Annotated in this window: 17 protein-coding genes and 1 pseudogene; 15 read left to right on the top strand and 3 right to left on the bottom strand. The window is 58.5% G+C overall.

The window, feature by feature from the left end:
* Positions 1-393: pseudogene (locus NKH19_RS28780) on the bottom strand (hypothetical protein); the annotation flags it as partial.
* Positions 394-481: 88 nt separating this feature from the next.
* On the opposite strand from NKH19_RS28780, the gene NKH19_RS28775 reads away from it, so the two are divergent.
* Positions 482-766 (top strand): hypothetical protein, encoded by a 285-nt coding sequence (locus tag NKH19_RS28775; RefSeq protein ID WP_352870817.1) that lies wholly within the window; start codon positions 482-484, stop codon positions 764-766.
* Positions 767-900: 134 nt separating this feature from the next.
* Entirely contained in the window at positions 901-1,332 is a 432-nt protein-coding gene (locus tag NKH19_RS28770; RefSeq protein ID WP_352983336.1) for a YybH family protein, read from the top strand.
* Positions 1,333-1,720: 388 nt separating this feature from the next.
* On the opposite strand, the gene NKH19_RS28765 is transcribed toward NKH19_RS28770, so the two are convergent.
* Together NKH19_RS28765 and NKH19_RS28760 are read right to left on the bottom strand one after the other, a co-directional pair.
* Positions 1,721-2,152 carry a hypothetical protein gene (locus NKH19_RS28765; protein WP_352872971.1) on the bottom strand — a complete coding sequence of 144 codons (432 nt, stop codon included), beginning with the start codon at positions 2,150-2,152 and terminating at the stop codon, positions 1,721-1,723.
* A gap of 589 nt (positions 2,153-2,741) precedes the next feature.
* Positions 2,742-3,449, bottom strand: a complete 708-nt coding sequence (locus NKH19_RS28760; protein WP_352872969.1) for a Crp/Fnr family transcriptional regulator — start codon at positions 3,447-3,449, stop codon at positions 2,742-2,744.
* Between the two features lie 825 nt (positions 3,450-4,274).
* Between NKH19_RS28760 and NKH19_RS28755 the strand changes: the two genes are divergently transcribed.
* The 13 genes from NKH19_RS28755 to NKH19_RS28695 all read left to right on the top strand — a co-directional run bounded on the left by NKH19_RS28755 (position 4,275) and on the right by NKH19_RS28695 (position 21,699).
* Complete coding sequence (locus NKH19_RS28755; protein WP_352872967.1) at positions 4,275-6,542, top strand: polysaccharide biosynthesis tyrosine autokinase; 2,268 nt, start codon at positions 4,275-4,277, stop codon at positions 6,540-6,542.
* Between the two features lie 51 nt (positions 6,543-6,593).
* Positions 6,594-7,151 (top strand): transcription termination/antitermination protein NusG, encoded by a 558-nt coding sequence (nusG, locus tag NKH19_RS28750; RefSeq protein WP_352872965.1) that lies wholly within the window; start codon positions 6,594-6,596, stop codon positions 7,149-7,151.
* A 205-nt stretch (positions 7,152-7,356) separates the two neighbouring features.
* Positions 7,357-8,529: a glycosyltransferase gene (locus NKH19_RS28745; RefSeq protein ID WP_352872963.1), complete on the top strand. Its 1,173-nt coding sequence runs from the start codon at positions 7,357-7,359 to the stop codon at positions 8,527-8,529.
* A 10-nt stretch (positions 8,530-8,539) separates the two neighbouring features.
* Entirely contained in the window at positions 8,540-9,514 is a 975-nt protein-coding gene (locus NKH19_RS28740; protein WP_352872962.1) for a sulfotransferase family protein, read from the top strand.
* Between the two features lie 50 nt (positions 9,515-9,564).
* On the top strand, positions 9,565-10,716 hold the full coding sequence (locus NKH19_RS28735; protein WP_352872960.1) for a CDP-glycerol glycerophosphotransferase family protein: 1,152 nt from the start codon (positions 9,565-9,567) through the stop codon (positions 10,714-10,716).
* Positions 10,679-11,290 carry an FAD synthase family protein gene (locus NKH19_RS28730; protein ID WP_352872958.1) on the top strand — a complete coding sequence of 204 codons (612 nt, stop codon included), beginning with the start codon at positions 10,679-10,681 and terminating at the stop codon, positions 11,288-11,290. Before NKH19_RS28735 ends, NKH19_RS28730 begins: the two co-directional genes overlap by 38 nt.
* A gap of 263 nt (positions 11,291-11,553) precedes the next feature.
* Positions 11,554-12,858, top strand: a complete 1,305-nt coding sequence (locus tag NKH19_RS28725; RefSeq protein ID WP_352872956.1) for a lipopolysaccharide biosynthesis protein — start codon at positions 11,554-11,556, stop codon at positions 12,856-12,858.
* A gap of 16 nt (positions 12,859-12,874) precedes the next feature.
* On the top strand, positions 12,875-14,119 hold the full coding sequence (locus NKH19_RS28720) for a glycosyltransferase (protein ID WP_352872954.1): 1,245 nt from the start codon (positions 12,875-12,877) through the stop codon (positions 14,117-14,119).
* A 17-nt stretch (positions 14,120-14,136) separates the two neighbouring features.
* Complete coding sequence (locus tag NKH19_RS28715; protein ID WP_352983334.1) at positions 14,137-15,525, top strand: O-antigen ligase family protein; 1,389 nt, start codon at positions 14,137-14,139, stop codon at positions 15,523-15,525.
* A 116-nt stretch (positions 15,526-15,641) separates the two neighbouring features.
* The gene (locus tag NKH19_RS28710) at positions 15,642-17,249 is read left to right on the top strand and encodes a hypothetical protein (RefSeq protein WP_352872950.1); all 1,608 of its coding nucleotides are present in this window, start codon (positions 15,642-15,644) and stop codon (positions 17,247-17,249) included.
* A gap of 21 nt (positions 17,250-17,270) precedes the next feature.
* Positions 17,271-18,200, top strand: a complete 930-nt coding sequence (locus NKH19_RS28705; RefSeq protein WP_352872948.1) for a ParB N-terminal domain-containing protein — start codon at positions 17,271-17,273, stop codon at positions 18,198-18,200.
* A 1,142-nt stretch (positions 18,201-19,342) separates the two neighbouring features.
* Positions 19,343-20,659 (top strand): polysaccharide biosynthesis/export family protein, encoded by a 1,317-nt coding sequence (locus NKH19_RS28700; protein WP_352872944.1) that lies wholly within the window; start codon positions 19,343-19,345, stop codon positions 20,657-20,659.
* A gap of 23 nt (positions 20,660-20,682) precedes the next feature.
* Entirely contained in the window at positions 20,683-21,699 is a 1,017-nt protein-coding gene (locus NKH19_RS28695) for a nucleotidyltransferase family protein (protein WP_352872942.1), read from the top strand.
* Positions 21,700-21,924 lie beyond the last annotated feature (225 nt).

The raw sequence follows: 21,924 nt of genomic DNA, 5'->3' as shown, positions 1-21,924 counted from the left end.
GCTTGTTGTGGTGACGCCAGTGGCACGGCCATCGACGATCATGACCGTAGCGCATCCAGCCTCGGTGACAAGCTGACCGCCACGCGCCACGAATTCCGCAATCAATATCTCGATCAGCGACGGCAGATCGACCCAGCCTTCGCCTGGGTTGAGGATCGCGCCCTGAGGGGTGACCGCGCTGGCATCTATGCCCAGGGTGACCGACGCTATCGCATCTGACGACAGATGCCGCGCATCATAGCCGAGGTGTTTCTCATGGGCGAAGACATGATCGATGATCGAATGCGGAAAATTATAGGTGGGAATCAAGACGCTTACGAAGTCCTCATCGACCCGCCGTCGCACCGTGGCGGTCACCGCTACCAGATCCCCAATGCCAATTCTCGGCGCCATGGAATGGGTCTGGAGCGGTCCCGGCTTCATCAAGGGATTGCTAATATTCGGCTGGAGGCGCAAAGTTTCTTGACACATGAGGCTCTTTTTGATCGCGCTCGCCGTCGCTCACAGCTGGTATACCGGCTACCATGATCCGGTCACCGGCTATGAATGCTGCGACGATAAGAAGGATTGTAGGGTCATCAGCCCGCGCTATGTCGAGCCGCTGTCGGGCGGCGATTTCAATATCCGCACAGGGTCCAAGAGCCGATATTTCATCCCCAAGAACCGCGTCCTTGAGAGCGAAGACAGCCAATATCACATCTGCACGTCGCCCCCGAATATGACCATCCGCTGCTTCTTTGCGCCGCACACCGAGGCCAGCCGATAGGGAATGTCGGACAGCGGCCGGTGGAAACGCGCTAGTGGGGCTCTGTGCCGCGCGCCTCCCCCGATTGTTTGCGTCAGCGTGCAGGAGTATGCTGTTTCGCTCCCGAAAACGGCAAGATTTTCCAGGAAGAACCAATGTTAGCCTCCGACCTAACGAAATTTATCGAGCAGGATCATCTGGCTCTGGATGCCTTCGTAAAGGGCGATCCTGCGCCCTTGAAAAATCTCTACTCGCGACAGGACGACGTCATTATCGCCAATCCCTTTGGTCCGCCGGCGAAGGGATGGAGAAAGGCCGCAGAGATCATGGAACGGGCCGCCACCAATTACCGGGACGGCAAAGTCACCGGCTTTGATCGCATCTCGGAGTATGCGACGGCCGACCTGGGATACATCATCGAGGTCGAGCGGTTCCAATCCAAGGTCGGTGGTGGCAACAAACTGGTGCCGATTGCGCTTCGAGTCACCACCATATTCCGGCGGGAGGAAGGCGGGTGGAAGATCGTCCTTCGTCATGCCGATCCGATAACCTCGGCACGCCCGCCGACGTCCGTTGTCGGAGAGTAGAAAGAGCGCGCTGGAATTCAGCGAAGGAGCAAACGCTGCGCTGGCCTCGTGGTGTGAGGTCGTGATCTAGGAATCTGCCCAACCAACGAAACCGGCGTGGCGCGAGCCGACGATCTAAGCAGGAGGAAGAAGGCCGGCGTCACTCAAGAGGGAGGTTGCTGAATTGGCGCCGGCCAGACGGTCCAATACGGTCCAATCAGGTCCGCCGCGCCGCAAGACATAACTGAGTCTTGACGCCGCAATGGAGGGCCACTCTACCACTAAGCAACAACCTCTAGCGGCTACTAATGTTCCACTGCGCGGTATCACCATATGTTATGTAGGTCGGTCAGAAACGTGCTGCCCTTGCCATTCCATCGACACAGCGCGGCGTTGGAGCGCCGCCAGGCTAATGCCCGCGCGCAACAAGCCAACCAGATACTAGCCGGGTGAGTGGGCCCATGATCACGGCAGCCCAGGTAGCGGCGCGCTCTCGGCGGTCTTTGCATTCTTGACGGATCATATTTTGCACTTCTAAGCAACCATGTGGCGTCAGTATCCAGCTGTTAAGCTGAGACGATTTTCTCCACATTGGGCTGTCCGCGTAGCCAATCGACATATCGAGACGATCCGCCTTCCGGATCAGTCGCCGGGTTTTTATCTCCGCAATCTGTTCATAGTATATCAATGTTTCCCAGTAGTGTCGGTACTTGAGCTTTTCCCGTTGCGCAGCCGTGCAAGCATTTGCCAGGTCGATCTCATAGGCGTAGTCGAGTTCCCTGACGGTTCGCCGGTACGCCGCAATCTCCAACAAATCTTTGATTTCTATTTGTATCGTCATATGACCGCCCCACGCCGAAAGAAAACGTTACGACGTCATATGACGTTCAGTCCATTCCACTACTTGGTTGAGTTCACAGTCAAAAGAACTAGACAGCGAGTAGCATGGCGTCGGACCATCTGGTTCTGAAAAGCTTCGCCTCGCCAAAAGCCGCCCCCGAACGGCGCAAAGGCATAGTGGTCTCGACAGCAAGGCTGGCTAAATAGGTGCCCGCGGAGGGGAAGGCGAAACCCAGCTTCAAGGACCGTTCAGTAAAAACTGAGCGCGGACTTCTTCTGTCTGCCCGACCAAAGACGGTAATACTGGGCACCACCAATAGGATTAATTGCGTCTTTGCTAAAAGGCCCTGTAGATTGACCGGCGCGGGTGCGTAGCGTAAGCCCGCTGGAATGGCCGGTGCGGTCCTCACGTCCCCGGAGGGCTGCCCTCGCACCGGCCATTTCCGTTACGCTCTGGGTAGCGGCGACAATCGGGGGTTGATCTAAAGACTGATGCGCAACCAAGCCCGTTGATGCCTGTGGGATCACCGAGACTCTCCCTCCGCGAGGGAGAGCCGGCCGCGCGGTTCAGATCAGAATTACGCTCGATGTCAGCTCGAAATGTAAGACCGATCAAATCCGGCCGTTTTGATCAGTCCCGCATGGTCATGCAACTCGACCACACCATTGCGGAATGAAGCCAGTCCGCTTTCTCGCAAATCCTTCAACACGCGACTTACATGCACAGCCGAAAGCCCCAACGCATCGGCCAACTCGGCCTGGGTCAGCGGGCATTCAAAGCGGTCCGGATAACTCGTTGCCGATCGATGCGCTCGGCAGCCCAGTTCAAGAAGAAGATGGGCCGTGCGTTCCACAGGTCCCCGTCTACTGACGCCTGCCAGATGTTCCGCAACTCGTGAGTGCCGCCTTGCCTCAGCCAGCAGGATGGCCTCGCAAATGGACTGCGGATAGCGCGAAAAACAAGTATGGGCGGGACCGGTCAACTCGATCGCGGTCACATCGGAAAGAGCCGTTACCGTCTCGCCGCCTTCTCCAGAGAACTCGATCAAGGCAATTTCGCGAGGGAGCGCAAAATCGACGATGAGACGCGAGCCATTCCGCAACGTTTTGCCGAACGCCGCCCACCCCGCAGTCATAACCAGGATCAAGGATCTGGCCTGATGCGCATCCGCAATCGTCGTGTTCGCCGGATAGCGGCGGCGCACAGCCCCCGGCAGTACAGAGATCCCCCTTTCCCAACTCGCATCAGCAAGGGTAGGTCCCCTCGCCAATCCAAGCGCCTGCTTTGATAAGTTCATTTGTTCTGAATAACCCCAGCCAGATCGCCCCGCCGATCACATCGAACTGGAAACCAACAACTACATAAAAAGTTCCATCTATCATTTCATCCGAATGTCATTGCACTATACCACCTTTGGGGACAGCCTTACCACCTTGTGCGTGATATTGGGCAAAGACGGCGCGGCGCACTGCGCGCCATCGACGCAATGCGACGATCCTTGTGAGCGCGGAACCTTCGCCCGGTCGGCAGTGACTGTCTGGCCGTCGGCAAGGATTTTTGGAGGCCGGCAGGATCTCGTTTGTATTGCGTGCGCGGCATACCGGATCGTGATGAAAGTCGGATCTAGCCTGCCGGTCAACCGAACGAAGCTCTTACAATCCACCTATCGCATCGGTTTCGGAAAGTTGCCGTGGGCCTGCCAGCAGCAGCCGATGGCATGTTCTACTCGATCGGTGTCCATGAGTCGCCGTCCTCGGTGGCGAACTATGAGCCGGCCACGGTCACCCAAGGCAGGCCGGTGATTGGAGCGGGCAGCGTCCGCTCCACGTCAAGTCGCCTTCGTTTCGTTTTCGAGCACTCAGGCCATATCTGCGCCCACCATCATGGGACGGAATCCGTGCGCCACGAATAGGCGATTGGCTTGGGGGTAGGCGATACTCAATAAGGCCAACTTGGTAAACCGTTTTGGGTAAGCCTCCAAGTATTCATGCGTATATTCCCGCCTTTTTGTGAAGTGTCCCGGTTCAGGCACGTCTGTTACCCTGAAAGCTTGTCGCGGCTTGCAAGGCGGCGCCGGCTCCGCGTTGGAAAGACCGACAGCCCGTGGAAACACAAAGTCGAATTGACCGACGGGTTTGCTGGGATTGGCTGGGCGAAGGGTGGGAAAGTGGCATATTTCGAGAGTTCCACTTCCGCGATCAGAGGGCTTACCCAGCGGCGGGAGACCAGCCTCGAGGCTAATCTCAATTTGCGAGAAGTTCTCAGATTTTACGGACGCCGCTGGAAACTGATTGCGGTGGTAGCAGCCGCTTTGACCATAGCCGCGGTTGCCGTCGCAACGAATATTTCATCAGCCTTCACCAGCACGGCGAAACTCCTGCTCGAACAGCCAAGCGCGAGTCCGATTTCAACGGATTCGCCGGCGAGCGCGTTGACGTCCGATTCTTCGTTTATAGACAGCCAGGTGTCTGTTCTCACCTCCAGCACGCTACTGGAACGTGTCGTCCGCGACGCCCATCTGTTGGACGATCCCGAATTCATTAGTGATGAGGAGCCGTCGCTCACGGACAATATCCGGGCGAGGGTCGCTGATTGGTTGAAGGTGTTTGGGACCACCGAGCCTATCGAGCACCAGCCAGTCACGGCCCTTCCCGACCTGTCATCGCGAGCCGTGAGCCGATTGCAGGACATGATCGAGGTGTGGCGAGAGGGCCGTTCTTATGTGATCGACATCGCGGTAACCTCAGGCGATCCCGAAAAGGCAGCCTTGATTGCCAATGCCGTAGCCGAGGGCTATGCCGAAGATCAGCTTCAGGTTCGCTATCACCATGCCGGACGAGCGTCGAAATGGCTCACAGAGCGGATCGCTGCTCTGCAGACGCAGCTCAAGAACGCTGAAGATGCGGTCGAGGAATTCAAGACCAAAAACAACCTTGTCTCGACCAGAGCCGGCACGTTGACGGAACAACAGCTCTCGGAATTGAACCTGCAACTCATTGGCTCGCGCACTGAGCTCGCAGAGAAGCGTGCTCAGTTCGAGCAGGCTCAAAAGCTCCTCGCCTCCGGTGGCGATCTCGAATCAATTCCGCAGGTGCTAGGCTCAGAGGTCATCAAAGCCTTGCGCACGCAACACGCCGAAGTGACACGCCGGGAAGCGGACCTAGTGTCGCACTATGGCGCACGCCATCCCGAGGTCAGCAAGGTCCAGGCAGAGCGACGTGATGTGGAATTCCAAATCTCGAGCGAGGTCAAACGCATCGTCGGTAACTTGGCGAACGAGTTAGAGGTGGCGGAGACGCGCGAAGCTGCACTGGCCTACTCGCTTGGACAGGCGACCGGCCAGACCGCGGCAGACAATCAAATTGCCATCCAGGTGCGCGAACTGGAACGGATCGCTAATGCCAACAAGGCCCTTTACGAAGCGTTCCTGTCGCGTGCCAAGATGGCCGACGAAGAAAAGACCTTTAGCGACAGCGGCGTCCGGATCATATCGGTGGCCTCGGTTTCCGAAACGCCGAGTTATCCTCCGAAAAAGGTCATTATTCTCTTTGGCTTAATCGTCGGTCTCGGCCTGGGCACCGGTGGCGCGCTTGCGCGAGAGCTCCTTAATGCCGGATTCGCCACGACGGGCCAAGCGGAAAAAGATCTGGGGCTGCCGATCCTGGCTTCTGTCCCGAAGCTCAGCGAGCCGAAGATGCCAGCGATCCGCGGCCAACACTCCACACAGCCGGCGCTGTTCAGGCTGGAACCGAGATCCGGGTACAGCGAAGCTATCCGAAGCTTGCGTCACGCATTGCTCGACGATGTCGACCAAGGCCGCGCCCCGGTCATTCAGATCACCTCCGCCGTTGCGGGTGAAGGCAAGACAACCACCGCCATCAACCTCGCGATCTCGGCAGCTTCCGCAGGATATCGAGTGCTCATTGTCGATGCGGATCTGCGGCGCAGCGGCTTGACGAAACATTTTTGCATGTCCGATTTGCCCGGTCTCGTCGACTTGGTCACTGACCTGCGGCATCTGCCGAGCATGGTCCGTTTTGACGATGCCACGGCCACTTATGTGCTGCCTGCCGGCAAAGGAACGCTCAATCCGTCCGATCTCCTAGGATCGAGCCGCATGGCGCGCTTTCTCGGCTCCGCCCGTAGATCATTCGATTTGGTGATCGTGGACTCGCCGCCAATCTGCCTGATGGCCGATGCGCCTGTGCTGGCAAAGCATGCGGACCTCGTCGCTCTTGTCGTGAAGTGGAACAGCACCCCCAGAGAAGCCGTGGCAGACGCGCTGCGCCGATTGAATGGCACGAAGGTGGCCGGGATCGCAATGACGATGATCAATGAAAAACAGGCTGCGGGCTATGGCGACTCCTATGGTCCGTATGTCGCGATGTGACCGGCGGTGTAGCGGCGTCTACGTCCTGCCTCCAATGAATATGGGTGTGTCATGCTTACCAGTCATCAGCTTTCATATGAGTCGATAGAAGTCAGGAATACGGAAGGGCAGGCTGCTCGCTGGTACGCCGTCCACACGCAGCCGCATGCGGAAGAAAACGCGTTGCGTCATCTGGAACGGCAGGGCTTCAGGGCTTTCTTGCCGCGCCGGATCCGCACCATTCGGCATGCACGGCGCGTGACGGTGGCCAAGGAAGCCTATTTTCCGAGTTACCTCTTCATCGCGCTCCGGCTTGAGCGCGATCGCTGGCGCTGCATCAACTCAACGGTCGGCGTGGAACAGGTGTTGTCGGCATGCGACCGACCTTTGCCATTCCGAATAGGGCTTGTGGAAGCATTGATGGCAGCTACCGGTCCGGACGGCATCCTGCGGCCAAGGGAGATTTTGAGGCCGGGCCAGACGGTGCGCGTTTCAGATGGAGCCTTCGCCGAGCAGATTGGAATACTGGACAGCGTACAGAGTTCAGGAGCAATCCAAATACTTCTTACCATGATGGAACGGAAAGTCTCTGTTCAGTTGTCGAGAGAACTTATCAGAGTAATTTCTTGACAAACATTTGACTGTAAACTAAACTTTAGTTTGTTGTGGTAGATTCAAGTTTCACCGCAACTGCGGTAGCGTTAGATATTGCGATTGTTGGCTCGGTTATTACCGAAGACATCTGAATACTAACAACGCATCTGGCCCCCAACTGCTCCGAATCGACTCATCGATATCTTCAATTGCGTTTAGCCACCAAAAAGGATGGTGCGAAATGCGCGTGATCCACATTGCTCAGTCGATTGCGGGAGGCGTGGGCACCTATCTCGACGAGATTGCAGCTTGCCAGCTAAAATCGGAGGGCACAGACGACATCTTCTTCGTTGTGCCAGAAGGCAGTGCCGAGTATCTGCCATTTGTCAGCCCGAAGCAGACGATCACCTTTCCGAGCCGTGGACGCACACCTCTGGGTCTCCTGGTTTTCGGCGCAGTCGCGCTGAAGGCAATCAAAACCCTCGATCCGGCGATCGTGCATCTCCATTCCAGTTTCGCTGGAGCGGTGGTCAGACCGATGCTCGCGTTGCGGCCGGCCCGACCACGAATCGTTTATTGTCCCCACGGCTGGGCCTTCGGAATGGAGGTCAGCGCCGTCAAGAAGCAGTTCTATTGTCTGTGCGAACGAATTCTGGCTGCATTGACTGACGTCATCATCGTCAATTCCGACGCCGAGCATACGCTCGGCCAACGGTATCACATACCGGCATCCAAGATGCGAACGATAAAGAACGGAATTGCCGCGGGTTACGGGGCAAAGCCCAAGGTCTGGCCCCGGGATGAGAGCTGTCTCGACCTGGTCTTTATCGGCCGCCTCGACAGGCAGAAAGGACTGGATATCCTGCTCAGGGAAATCGCGCATGCGGGCTGCGAAAACATACGGTTGCACGTCGTGGGCAAACCGGTTCTCGGGGGTTCCCTGCCCGTCCCTCAAATACCGAAGAACGTCAAGTTCTATGGTTGGCTCTCCCGCGCCGACATTTTTGAGATGCTGCCGCGCATGGACGCGCTCGTGATGCCATCCCGCTGGGAGGCCTTCGGCCTTACAGCCATCGAAGCAATGCGCAGCGGCGTTCCTGTCATCGCCAGCAACCGCGGTGCATTGCCGGAAGTCGTGCGCCACGGGCTCGATGGCCTGATCGTCGATATCAACCGGCCAGGCGAGCTGGGTCGCGTCCTAGCCGGTCTAGACCGGGCCGAGTTGAAGAAGTTCGGCAAAGCTGCGCGAGCGCGATTCCGTGCCGAATTCACCTCCGATCGGATGAATCATCTTATCGAAACGCTGTATCGGTGGGTACTTGCCACTAGCCGCCAGCCCGTTGCGGCTGCGGCCATTCCCGCCCGACGGTTTGCCCTCCGTCGCCGGGGCACGTTTCCGAGGGAACGGGCGTAGGAAGCCGTCCATGCTTCCCAACTGTATCATTGTCGGCGCTCCAAAGGCGGGGACGAGTTCCCTGTTCCGCTGGCTGACTGATCACCCCGAGGTCGCGGGTTCGACGCAGAAGGAGACCTACTATTTCGTCGATCCGGGCACGCACATGTACCTCAAGCAGCGAAACTGGGCGGAAAGCGGTCTTGCTGGCTACGAAATGCTCTTCGAACATTGCAACCCATCCGCGCGCGTGATCGTCGAGTCCACACCCAGCTACATGTACTCGCAGACTGCCCTTCGCGAGCTGCCGCGCTTGCCCTCCCAGCCGCGATTCATCTTCATTCTGCGCGAGCCGGTGGCGCAACTGAAGTCGCTCTATGGATATTTCCGGGAGAACTGGGACTGGATTCCGGGTGCCATGTCATTCCGGGACTTCGTGGAAGCCGCTGATCTTGGTACATGCACTTTCAAGGGCAATGAGCTTGCAAGGCAGGCGCTAACGAACGCAAGTTATCTGGAGCATCTGCGACGTTGGCGCGCCGGCTGCGGTCGCGAGCGGATGCATGTCTACCTGTTTGAGAACATGGTTCGCGATAAGCGCGCATTCATGGAATCACTCGCGCAGGTGTTAGGCATATCGACGGAATTTTACCGAGAATACGGCTTTCCGACCGAAAACGGCTCCTACGTCGTAAGAAGCCGCTGGGTCCAGCAGGTCAATATCCGGGTGCGGTCGCTTATTCCGAAGGGCGCCGGCTACGAGACCCTGCGACGGTTCTATCGTACGATGAACACCAAGCCACAGCGAAATTCGCAGATGTGGGACTCCGAAACCGAGCGGATGCTGTCGCGGCGATACGTGGACATGATCCACGAACTCGAGCGCGAGTTCGGACTCAACGCGAGTGCATGGCGACATGCGATCGCGGCGAGATTGAATGTTAGCCACGACTTCACTGCCCGCGCTGTTTCCGCGACCCAGGCCGACCTAGGTACATTCCAATGACGGTCCTATCGGTGAGCCAACTCAGCAGACAAAGCATAGGACAGCTGGTCGTGGTATTGGCCCGCAGCGCAATTTCGCTTCTCAACCGGCACCTTCCGAAGCAAGCGAAGGCTGTCATTGCCGGGTTTCCCGACCTGGAAGACAGCACCATCGAGATTGCGCGTCAGCTCGTTCTCCGGCAGAGCGTCTCGGTGGTGGTCCTCGCCGAAGGCGAAGTGCCGCCATCAATCCGCAGGCAGGAGCCGAACATCGATTGGTGCAGCAGGAAGAGCGTGAGAGGCTTCTTCCACTATCTGACGGCTCGGTATATCTTCTTCACGCATGGCCTTTATCTGAGCCCAAAGCCCCCGCGCTCACAAATTTGCATCAACGTCTGGCACGGCATGCCGATCAAGCGCATCGGCTACCTCATTGGCAGAACGCCCCCGCCCTCGACCTTCGGGATCGCTACCTCTGACATGTTCAGGGGACTGGTCGCCAAGTGTTTCGGAGTGCCGGATGCCGAAATCCTGACGACTGGCATTCCCCGGAATGACGTAATGGTTAGAGCAGCACGCCGGGCGAATGCGATCAAGACACAGCTTGGAATCGGCGACAAGGACACCAAGCCCCGCCTGATCATGTGGCTTCCCACCTTCCGTCAAGCCGTCAGGGGGATCGTAAGGACTGATGGCGTGGCGCATTCGAGCATCTTCGGGATGAGCGACATGGACACCGCTGAATTCTGTGCCTTCCTAGAGGAGCAGAACTGCATCTGCATCCTCAAGGTGCACCCCATGGCACCCGACTTTCCGGACCAAATCCGATCGGATCGCCTAAGAATCTGGCGAGAGCCCGATTTGCGCGAGCGAGGCGTCAGTCTCTATGAGATGTTGGGGGCGGCAGATCTTCTGATCACGGATGCCTCGTCCGTCTATGTCGATTACCTCATTCTCGACAAGCCGGTGATCCTCGCCTTTCCCGATCTTGAAGAGTATCGGCGGTCGCGCGGCTTCGCCCTCGAACCGGTGGAGGATTTCTTCGCAGGACCTGTCGTGTCCGACTACCAGCAGCTGAAATCCGCCATCGCCGAGACTTTCGAAGCGGATCGCTACGCGTTGCCCCGGTCCTCGGTGGTGGCCTGCTTTCACAAGCACCGGGACGATCGGGCAACGACACGGCTTCTTGACGCCGTATTGCCGCAACAGCCGGCACATTACTGAAACACAGGTGTGGCGCATCCAACTGAACGGCGACCGCCAGGCTGCATGGAACGGCCCCGGTTGCAAAGAACGAGAATGGCAGGAGGGCGAAGTGAGAACCGTGTTCGTTTCGGGCGTGTTCGATCTGTTTCATCGTGGACATGTCGAACTGCTCAACCGGGCGGCGAAGTTCGGGGACCGGCTCGTAGTAGGCGTGAACAGCGACGAGATGGTCGAGAGGTACAAACGGCGGCCGGTGTTTGGTGAGGCGGACAGGCTGGCCATCGTCAGATCGATGCGCTGGGTGACGGATGCTGTCATCTATGGCGAGTTCGACCTGAAGCCGATGGTCGAAAGGTTCAGGCCATCGGTCATGGTCCACGGCGACGACTGGCCTCGGGAATCGTACCTCAATCAGATCAGGATGACGGAACAGGACCTGGAACTCTACGGCGTCGAGCTGGTCTTCGTGCCCTACTGGCGAGGCACAAGTACGACGTCCATCGTCGAGCAACTTAACGGTTCGCGTAGCGTCAACCGCGCGCTGCCTGAACTGCCGTTGAACGGTGCTTCTGCCGCGGACTTTGCCATCTGATCTAGCAAGCCACCCTGCCTCGCGGAGGAGTTCCAGCTTTGGTGGAAAACGTCATGCCACCGAAAAAAGCGGTCATACAGCTTGCCGGGGGACTGTCAGGAATCTTGTGCGTGAGGCCATGCGATGATTCTCCTTTCCATCATCATGGCCTCACGCACAAGATTCCTGACAGTCCCGCTTGCCGGTCCCGGAACCCAGTTCCTGCTAACCGGCGTCGCGTCGCTCCTTAATGAGAGAGACGGAAACAGCCTTCGGGCATCCACATGCATAAAGAAAAACATATCGCCATCGGCCGGAACAGGGACGAGCTGGGCCTTGCCTACAACCTGTCTTATTCGGTGGCAGGCCAGCTCTGGTATGTCCTGACGCAGATGTGCGTTCTTTCGGCCCTCGCCCGCTTCAAGGGACCGGAAGCGGTGGGTGAATTCGGGCTTGCCATGGCTATCACTACACCGGTGTTCATGCTGGCGAATATGGGCATCCGAACCGGCCAGGCAACCGATGTCCATGGCTTCTTTTCCTTTTCGGAATATGCTGGCCTAGTGCTACTCACCGCGGCCATCGCGGCATTGACATCGATCGGTATAGGATACGCACTTTCGGCATCTCATATTACCTTCCTGATTGTGCTGATCTTCTCGATCACCAAAGCATTCGAGGCCATAAGCAACCTTTCATACGGTGCGTTCCAGCAGGCCGGCCGAATGGACAAGGTCGCGCGTTCTCTCGCCATCCGGGGCCTGCTCACGGTCAGTGCTTTTGTCGCTCTGCTCTCGCTGGGTGTGGAGACCGGCGTGGCATTCCTTGCCCAGTTGACGGTATGGGCGGCGTTATCGTTGGCCTACGACTATCCTCGCGCATGCCGGATAGCCACCGGCCTGTGGTGCTGGCCCTCCTGGCAATGGGAGCGGCTACTCCGGCTCGCACGGGAAATTGGTCCGATCGGTGTTGGCCATTTCATGAACTCCCTGCTGGTCAGCATGCCACGGATGGCTGTGGAGCGGTGGCTTGGGCTGGAAGCCTTGGGCCTGCTCACTGTGGTGACGTACTTCCAGCAAGCCGGAACTCTCGTCGTCAACGCTGCCTCGCAGACGCTGGTGAACTACTTCGCCAGGCTCAAGCGGGACGGTGAAACCAAGGCGATCAGAACCACGTTGCTTGCCCTTTTCGGCGCGGCGGTCCTGGTATCGGCAGGCAGCATTGCCGTGACCTACTTCGCGGGCGAGCAGATCCTTGCGAACCTCTTCGGGGTGGAATTCACACGGGCAAACGATCTCCTGATGCTGATTGCCCTTGCGATCAGCGTGAAGGTCTTCGCGATGCTGCCGCAGAGCCTGATGCATTCGGACCGCCGGTTCAAGGCCTACTTCAGGTATCAGGCCGCCTCGCTTGCGCTATGCATTGTCCTGCTCGCGATCCTCGTTCCCCTTTGGGGATTGCTTGGAGCCGGCAGTGCAATACTGGCCACGGCTGTCTTCAGGATGTGCGTCCTGACCGTCGCCGTCGCGATTTGGCCACGGAACAGCACATCCAAGGTCGCCAGCCCCGCCGCGCCGAGAGCGGCTTGAGCGAAAGTCGACAGCCATGACACACTCGACTGTGAAAAGCGTGGTGATCGCAAACGACCACGCCTTTGTTAACGGCGGGCAGGCCAAGATCGCGCTGGAATCCGCGCTGAACCTCAAGCGCCAGGGGCTCGACGTATCCTTTGTCGCGGGCCAGGGTCCGGCCGACCCTCGGCTTGATGAAGCGGGTATCGAATGCACAATCACTGGCTCACACGATATTCTCTCAGATCCTGACCGTCTCCATGCCGCCACCTGCGGCCTGTGGAATCTTGCTGCGGCGCGCGCATTGGCAAGGGTGATAGATGCACGTGATCCCGTCACCACGATCGTCCACGTGCATGGTTGGTCAAAGGCCCTGTCGCCGAGCATCGGTCCGGTGGTGGTCAAATCCAAGACGCCGCACGTCTTCACGCTCCATGAATACTTCCTGGCTTGCCCTAACGGCGGCTTCTACAACTATCAAACCGGCACGATCTGCCAAAAACGGGCGCTCGGCGCCAAATGCCTGACGACGCAGTGCGATCCGCGCCACGCGGGCCATAAGGCCTGGCGCGTTGCGCGGCAAGCAGTATTGCGGACGCTGGGGCTCATGCCGAGAGGATTGAGGGACGTCATCTATCTCACCGCCAGGCAGCTTTCCCTGATGCGCCCATATTTCCCGGCTGAGGCACGATGGCACTATCTTCCCAACCCGGTCGAAATCCGGAGCGACGAGCGGGTGACTGCGGAAGATAATGAGACTTTCCTCTTCATTGGTCGTCTCTCGCCAGAAAAGGGCGCAGACATTGCCGCCGCCGCCGCACGCATCGCCGGCGTGAAGATTGCTTTCGCAGGCGACGGCGAAGCACGGGACACGGTTACGCGCGCCAATCCGGATGCGGTTATGTTGGGCTGGCTGAACTCAGACCAGTTGGTCTCGTGGATGCGCAAGGCACGCTGCGTTGTCTTTCCAAGCCGCTGGTACGAAACCTACGGGCTGGTCGTCGCCGAGGCGTTGCGGCTTGGTCTTCCCGTCCTTGTCTCGCGTAGCAGCGTCGCGGCGGAACTCGTACGCCACGGTGAGAGCGGATTTCATGTGGAGGCGGGCAATGTGGAGCAATGGGCCGCCTTCATGGGCCAGCTTCAGCATGACGCAACGGCGAGAATGCTCAGTCATGCCGCTTACGCGGCCGGAGCGAAAATACCCAGCTATAATGACTACACCGATGAGCTTTTGGCCATCTATGACCGCATAAGCGTCGACAGACGCTGGACGCACTAGAGTTTCAGGAGTTTCAGGTGAGCGCTCTGAAAGCCTTTCATCCGGCGGGGCTGCTGATCGCGCTGATGTCGGTTCAGTGGGCGCCAATAGCGAAAACCGCAGGATTTTCAGTCCAGGTTGCCTACCTCGGCATCATCTTACTGATCATGTTAACCTTGGCCAGTGCCGGAATGCGTCGTGGCTTCGTGGCGGTGCTGCGCAGGAATGCGTCTTGGCTGGTTCCCTATGCCGTTTATCTGCTCCTGCTGACGCTGGCGCTGTACGGCTCACCTGGCCAGAACATGGCTCCACGCCAAATCTTCTACCTAACGGGCGCTCTATGCCTGTCGGCATTTATCGTGCAGTCGCGTGATCCTGGCCGCACCCTTCGCACCGGCGCCGGTATCGGCATTTCTCTCTTCATTCTAGTGATCGAAATCATCGCGAGGGATGTGGGCTTGAGCTGGTATGTCGCTTTGCAACATTTTCTCACGACGGGCGATTTCGATTTCATTGTCTATGGTTTCTTCCGCGCGGTCTTCAACGCATACAGCGACGGCGAAGACCTGGCTGTGGCGGCCGCCTTAAAGAACGGGGTGGCGGTGAGCATTTTCGTGATGAGCCTGATCTTTCGGATTGGCTATGGCCGGCGCGGCGCCGACTGGAGAGGAGTCGGCCTGACATTACTCGCCTTGTTCCTGATCCTCATGCTGAATACGCGATCGGTGCTCATCGTTGCTGGCGTGTCGATGCTGCTGGCGAGCCTGTTGCGAAGCGCCACTCGTCACGACGAGAGCACGGCTGCCCTCGTCATGAAGATGGCTCTTGCTATTATGCTTGTGCTTGGAACTGTGTTGATCTTCCTGACGGACAATCCGGTGGTCGGCATGATATCCGACCGGTTCGCATTCGAAGACGCATCAACGGAAAACCGCGTCGCCCAATACGGTTGGGCGCTTCAGATGATCGAACACAACCTGCTGCTGGGAAACGGTTACACCGAACATGACGGGCGTCTCATTCACAACCTGTTTCTCAGTGCCTGGGTGCAGGCTGGTTTAGTTGCTTTCTTCCTCGTGGCGAGCTTTTACCTGGCCGTGGCGGGTATCTGGATGGCTTTCGTCTTCAAGGTCACGAGCAACCCGCAGCGCTGGGTGCTCCCGATGCCCTTCGAATGGGTGGCCATGTTGCCCATCCTGCCCCTGTTCCGGGTTTGGCTCTCCGGTGATGCGGGACATCTGTTCCTTGGCGAGTGGGTAGCGCTGGCAACATTCTTCGGCTGCGTCCTGCGAAATGATCTGGCGATGCGTGAAATAGCGGGCATGCGCGGCCACGCCAATCGTGTACCCGTGTCGTTTCGGGCATCCCGAAGAGCTGGTCAGCTGATGCCGTCCACGCCCCCGGCAATCGGGCACTTGGAAACATGATGCGCACGGGTAGGACATCGCTTGCAAGCCGGCGTGCCTTCCTGGCTATGGCGAGCGCCGGGATCGGCGCGCTTTCGGCTGCTTCGCCCGCTGCATCCGGTGGCGCGGACCAGGAGATGTCCGTAACACCTGAGATGTTTGGAGCGCGCCCGGACAATCCATCGTTCGACAGCGCGGATGCAATCGCGGCAGCCTTCGCCTTAGGCAAAACCGTTCGCTTCGGCCAAGGCACCTATTATGTCGGACGGTCGGTTTCTCCAGGGCGGGAACATGCACGGGCTCATTTCGACGGCACGACTATTCGCGTTATCAAAGGCGCGGCATACGCGGCTTTCACGGAATGCCTGGGATGGGACGGCAAGCCGCTGCTCGGCCGCAATCGCCAGGGCAATCTTCCAGCGATTGGCACCGCTGTGCGCGTGCTGTTCGACCTGACCGGAACCCGCTATTCGCACTATAGTGGGCAACTCGAACTCAGGGGCGAGTCCTCCTTCGATGGACTTGCGCTGCTTGCGTCATCCAACCACCTGCTCATCTCAGGTGCAAAGGCAGGCGGCGGTGGATCGGTTTGGGACTGCAATCTGATCCTGTCGTTCGGCACCTATGGCATGTTCGGCACACCCCGCTTCGATGCCCCGACGAACGAATTTTATCCTGACCCGTTCACCGGCACCGCCTTCGCGAGAGTATGGATCCACAGCTGCCCCATCCCGCTGCTCGCAGGACAGAATACTTTCGACGACAGCTTCATCAACGTTCTCCAGCTTGCCCTGCTGGACGGCGCGCGGAGTTTCGTTAATGGTACTGCGGTCAATGCGGGTACCGTATTCATGCGCTGCAACGGGAGCGCCCAGACCGCTGTTGCCTTCGACGTCCAGGAGGCGACGCTTACCGCCAACACCTTGTATGCAGAGAATTCGCTGGATGTGCCCATCATCCTACGCGAAGGAGCCTGGATCGAGGGGGTGCTGCGTCATGGCGCCGGGTCCAAGAGCAATTTCGCCAGGCAGGCGATGGTCTTTACGGACGCGGCGACCGCCGGCGGAGTCGTCACGGCGCATGAGCGCTGCCAGGACAGCCCGCATATGCAAGCCTTGATAAAGCTTGGCGCCAGACGGGCCGAAGACGCCAGAACGTTTGTCGTCCATCAACCCTACCCTGAGCACCGGAAGGCGGCATTTGCATACGACGATCAATCGGCTGTCGTGGGGCAAACTCGCGACTCGCTGATATGCCACGCGCCAGGCGGGATTGTCCGCTACCGGCGCCATAAGGGCATGCTTCTGAAATACCAGCGTTGCGCTGGAGGCACCCCCTATCAGCAGTTGGTGGACGCGGACAGAAACCTTCCTCTTCCGAGCTTTGAAGCCTCTTACGGCACGATTGCGATTTCCACGACATCCTCCGACGCTCAGACACTGTTCGTTGATTGCGCGGATACCCGGGAGAATGGCTTCCCCGTAGTTTACACCGATTTCCGCATCGATGCTCGTGAGCCGCACCCGCTGATGCTTGCAGCACCCGCGCAATCGGATCTGGGGCGGCAGATAACCGTCTCCGCCCGAAACGCGGCGGTCACCCTCGTCCACGATGCCAACTGCCGCTTGCTCGGCAGAGCCGACCAGATTCTTACACGCGACGGCAACGAACGCGTTCTGCTGCAGTGCACCGAATATTGGACAGGTGCCGAACATCGGTCTGGTTGGGTCCAGATCGGCGCATAACCGAAATTCCAGAGGCAAAGCATGAAGCTGCTACGGTTCATCTCGAAGGAAATCATCAACTCGCTTGGCTACGAAGTGCGCCGCGTGCCTCGCGCGGCCGAGGTGTCTTCGACCGTGAGGTCCGGTATCGATCCGGTCACATTTCAATACATGCCCCGCATCAGAGGCTCGGCCGTAATCGAGATACGGCTGCAGGATACCAGGGGGCTGAACTGCCTGGGGCTACCATTCCATCCCGCATGCCACCCCTTTGTGCGTACCGCGCTGGCAGCGAAAACAGGCTTGGAAGCGACGTCCAAGATTCGCAGCATCCTGGAAGAGTTCTATGGATCCGTTCAGCCGGCCACCGCCCGCGAGGCGGTGGATGTCACTATGGGCGATGCACCTGGATTGCAAGGCGTTCCCGCCGCGGGATGGGTATATCCTTGGGCGGACAAGTCGGTCGAGGAAACGTTGCGCGGCAGACAAACCGCAATGGGGCTCGATGCTCTTCAATACGGCAAGATGTTATCTTTCTCCGAAGGGCTGACTGCGTTCGGCCCAGTAGGTGCGAAGAAGCTGAACCTCGAGGTGGAACGCATTCAGCGCTTAATAGCCTCGATTGCCACGAACGGCTTTGATCTGTTCAACAGAAGGAATCCCTTGAAGGTAATCGGACTGCGCAGGGGCGACAATTACAGGTGGATCGTCCTTGCGGGGCATCATCGGTTTGCAGCTTGTGCGGCTTTCTCCATCGCAGCCGTCCCGGCAATGGTTGTGGACATCGTGCGCTATGAGGATTGCAGTTACTGGCCTCAGGTTGTTTCCGGAATCTACACGGTTTCGGGTGCGCGCGCCGTTTTCGATCGGTTGTTCGAGGGCGTGCCGGCCCGCGTCTGCAACGGCTGGCTCCAAGGTAAAACGGCGCAGCACGTAAACGGGACCCTTTTCCCAACCGCCGCGCTTCACTGAACTCGGTCGTCTCGCATATCCTGAAGAGCGGCCGGCTGGGATGCCCGCGCGGCGCAGTCGTCAAACAAGAGGTCGAGGACCATGGATCTGCAGTTCGCTTGGCCCCAATCATACAGCGACGTGGCTCTGATCAGCCTGTCGTTGGCGCCGCCTCTTATCTTGGCCCGGCGCCAATCTTACGCCTTGTTCGGTCTCCTGGCGAACGGCGCCATCGCACTGCTATTCCTAAGTTCGGCACTGGAGCTCGTCACGACGGTTCTGTTCCTGTTGAGCGCCAACATGGTGTTGGGAACGTTCTGCTTGGCGGCGACGACGGATAAAGCTTCGCATTTGCAAAATGATCTCGCCTCGGCTGAATCCACTATTCAGGACTTGCATCTGGCCGAAGAACGCCGACGCGCGGCAAGCGCGAGAGTGGACATGATGGGCGCCCCTTCCTCGCTCCTCCCTCGACCTCAACCAGGAAGGCAGCGAGCGCTCAAACTGGCCGCCGCGGCCGGGAGAGAGTCAAGAGCTGGTAGTAGAGCTGGTTCGGCTCTCTAACTGCAGTCATCCGACTCTGCCGCGACCTAACCACAGACCGTGCGGTGGCGCAGGTATTCCGAAGAGCGATGCTGGTCGATCGCTCTGTTCGTCATCCTGGCCCGGACCGCCGTCGTGGTCCTGAAGTTCAGCGAGACCTGCTAGCTATAGATGCAGCAAGCCCCGGCAGGTGCAGCAAGTCCCGGCGGAAAATCATCCCTTGCCGATCGGCGATCTTGTTCCGCCAGAGAAGCGCCAGGGCCAAGCCGAGTAGATACAAGCACTGCAGAAGAACAGCAGCGTCCCAGCACGATGTTCTGGGCAGAAGCCGAGGACACTGCCCTCACCCCACGCTGGTAGCCACGACGACGAGCGTCACGACGATCAATGTCTGAACACGGAACTGGAAGCCTATTGCAATCCCAATGGCTCCAACCACTGCAAGGTTCCAGGCCAAATCCCGATCCTGCGCAAACGAAGCAAAACGGGGAGACGACGTCAAACAGAGCAGAGTTGGTTCCGGTTGAACACAAAAGAGTCGGTGGCCCGCCGCGAGCCGGCCGACTGGATCCGGGCGCCACGCGTATCGGATCGTTCTTCGACAGTCGAAAGGCATTCCAATGCATCTGACCATGTGGCACCCCAATGTGCATCACGCCGCTACCTTCCGTCGCGCAGGACTTGCGCGTTGGCGAACCTTGGGCCTCCTGTTCCTTGGCTTGCTGTTTGTTGGCACGGTTCATCCCGACGAGGCGGCCGCTGACGACTACCGCCTGGGTACCGGGGACGTGCTTCGCGTCTCCGTATATGGCGAACCGGTGTATCCGCTGCAGGTGACTGTGGACCCGGCCGGCATCATAACCTTGCCGCTATTGGGAGAAGTCAAGGCGCAAGGTCAGTCGGTTCGCAACCTCGTGAAAAGCATTGAGGCAGCATTCCGGGAACGCGAACTGCTCCTTGATCCGTTCGTTCAGGTAGACATTGCGGAATATCGGCCGTTCTTCATCAGCGGGGCGGTCGCCCAGCCCGGTGCCTACCCTTACAAACCGGGAATGTCGGTCCGACACGCGCTGGCGATTGCCGGCGGCTTCAAGGCAGTTCGGATCGGCGATAAGGCGCCCTCGCTTACAATCGCGGATATAAGAAGCGACCAGGTCGAGCGGATCATCGACATATTCAGGTACGAGGTCCAGTTGGAGCGCCTAAGAGCGGAGCTTCGGGATAGCAGTTCGTTTTCGCCACCGGCCAAAATCCCTGTCGAACTGGCGCCTGAAGTGGTGGCGGACATTATTTCCTCGGAGGAAGCGCAACTTCAGGTTCGCCGAGCCGATTTCGACCGGCAGGTCCGGGAATTGCAGGCGGTGATCGCCGAAGCAGCCCGCGAGGTGGAATCCATCTCGCGGGCTCGAAGCAACAAGGAAATGGTAACGGCCGACCAGCTCAAGGAAGTTGAGACCGCCAGGCAACTCAAATCCAAGGCGCTCATTAAGAACTCCGATTTGCTCGCGGCCGAGCGTGGTTACAACAACTACCTAGCCGAATTGGCCCAGCTCGAGGTCCAGGATAGCAAAAAGCAACAGGATCTCTTGGGACTGGAGAGCGAGGTAGAAAAGCTGACAGCTGCGCGGAAGGTCGCGATCATATCGCAAATCCAGGAAGCACAGATGGCCATGGCCAAGGCACAGAACAAGGCAAACTTCCTTGCCCAGCAGCTCACCTTTGTTTCCACCTATGGCGAACAAAACAGCCTTGATGACCTGCGCAACGTCGTGCGGATCACCATTCATCGTCCATCGGATAACAAAAGCATTCGCCTGATGGCGGACGAAGATTCACCGGTCGAAGCCGGCGATATCCTCGATGTGGCTATTCTGCTCAACAACAATTTCGACGCATCCGGCTCCTCTGCCGCTCTCACAACGCAATCGGCTGACTAGCCAGCCATATCTGAACCGAGACAATGAACCTCTTGAGCAAGGTGCGGAAACCAGTTGCCATCTGTCAGTTGGAAACACTCGCCGGATGTCTGGAGGGCACGAGTTCTTACCCAACTGATCTCGCCGGCATTACCGATCTCACGAACAGGCATCTGGTCACGCCGCAGCTCTTTGTTGCGATGGTCGGACATAGGCCGGATACGCAGCAGCAAATGGATTTCCTGAGCTATTGGCAGGAAATTCATCAATTAAATGAGGTTCGAAACAAGCGCCTGATGGAGCAGCTGGAAGACGTGCTCAAAACTCTGAACGCCGCCGGAATATCACCTATCCTTCTGACGGGTGCCTGCAGCTTGGTGAAGTCCGACGATGCGTTCTCGGCAGCTCGCATGATCGCCGATCTGGACATCCTGCTTTGCCCTCATGAATCCGGACGCGGTCTGCAAGCCCTCACGCAGGTGGGCTATCTTCGCTGCGAGGAGGGACCCAGCCGCCACACGATCGCAAAGCTCGTCAAGGACGGTTTCATCGCTATGGTGCATCTCCATGGCGCCGCGCCCGGGACATGGGAGGCGATGCCGGTAGAAGACATGTCGCGCGATGCGAAAGATGTCACGCTTGGATCCTTGCATGCAAGGATCCTTGCTCCGGCCGATCGGCTCTCCTTCCTGATCGGACACGACATGATTCAAGATCGGGGACTGTTGTTCGGAACGCTGCATCTAAGACATCTCCTCGACGCGCGCGAGATATGCCGCCGGGAACTGGTCGATTGGGAGCTGGTTCGCTACCGGTTCCAGTCCCGCGCCAGGAAGCTCGCCTTGGGCCTCTATCTGGAAAACTTGGCGCGGCTTTGTCGGTTCGACGACTATGCAGCTCCTCGTCGAGGCGCGTTCTACCACCTGCTCTACCACCGGCAGACTTTGCTTTTCGAGGAAAAGAAATACGCCGCGATTGACCGTGCAGTGCTGGTGCGGCCCGTTCGGGCAATGAGATACATCATGAGATTTAGCCGATTGGCAGGTGCTCCGCCCTATTGAGAAAGTCCCGCCGCAGTGGTCGCGATCGACCGTTCGCGGTCCATAGTAGCGGCGCCGGAAATACCGACGATATCGAACCCTGCATCGTGCAAGGACTTATTGGACCTCTGTGCTACGCCGTGAATCTCATAGCTCGGTCGACATTTTCATCTCAGAAAGCTCGGCTAACGGACACAACAGCCGCGGCCGCGCCGGGTCTGAGATATCGAGCTTATCCCAGGGAAT

It is taken from the genome of Mesorhizobium sp. M1338 (genome assembly GCF_040318045.1).
In the GTDB taxonomy this organism is placed as follows: domain Bacteria; phylum Pseudomonadota; class Alphaproteobacteria; order Rhizobiales; family Rhizobiaceae; genus Mesorhizobium.
The sequence above is the reverse complement of the archived record's forward strand: the minus strand, read 5'-3'. Positions and strand labels throughout refer to the sequence as shown.

What these genes read in the sequence shown, in the direction of transcription:
- NKH19_RS28725 (WP_352872956.1), top strand. Translation starts at nt 11,554, where the DNA reads ATGCATAAAGAAAAACATATCGCCATCGGCCGGAACAGGGACGAGCTG.
- NKH19_RS28705 (WP_352872948.1), top strand. Translation starts at nt 17,271, where the DNA reads ATGAAGCTGCTACGGTTCATCTCGAAGGAAATCATCAACTCGCTTGGC.
- NKH19_RS28745 (WP_352872963.1), top strand. Translation starts at nt 7,357, where the DNA reads ATGCGCGTGATCCACATTGCTCAGTCGATTGCGGGAGGCGTGGGCACC.
- NKH19_RS28710 (WP_352872950.1), top strand. Translation starts at nt 15,642, where the DNA reads ATGTCCGTAACACCTGAGATGTTTGGAGCGCGCCCGGACAATCCATCG.
- NKH19_RS28700 (WP_352872944.1), top strand. Translation starts at nt 19,343, where the DNA reads ATGCATCTGACCATGTGGCACCCCAATGTGCATCACGCCGCTACCTTC.
- NKH19_RS28740 (WP_352872962.1), top strand. Translation starts at nt 8,540, where the DNA reads ATGCTTCCCAACTGTATCATTGTCGGCGCTCCAAAGGCGGGGACGAGT.
- NKH19_RS28770 (WP_352983336.1), top strand. Translation starts at nt 901, where the DNA reads ATGTTAGCCTCCGACCTAACGAAATTTATCGAGCAGGATCATCTGGCT.
- NKH19_RS28760 (WP_352872969.1), bottom strand. Translation starts at nt 3,449, where the DNA reads ATGAACTTATCAAAGCAGGCGCTTGGATTGGCGAGGGGACCTACCCTT.
- NKH19_RS28765 (WP_352872971.1), bottom strand. Translation starts at nt 2,152, where the DNA reads ATGACGATACAAATAGAAATCAAAGATTTGTTGGAGATTGCGGCGTAC.
- nusG (WP_352872965.1), top strand. Translation starts at nt 6,594, where the DNA reads ATGCTTACCAGTCATCAGCTTTCATATGAGTCGATAGAAGTCAGGAAT.
- NKH19_RS28695 (WP_352872942.1), top strand. Translation starts at nt 20,683, where the DNA reads ATGAACCTCTTGAGCAAGGTGCGGAAACCAGTTGCCATCTGTCAGTTG.
- NKH19_RS28720 (WP_352872954.1), top strand. Translation starts at nt 12,875, where the DNA reads ATGACACACTCGACTGTGAAAAGCGTGGTGATCGCAAACGACCACGCC.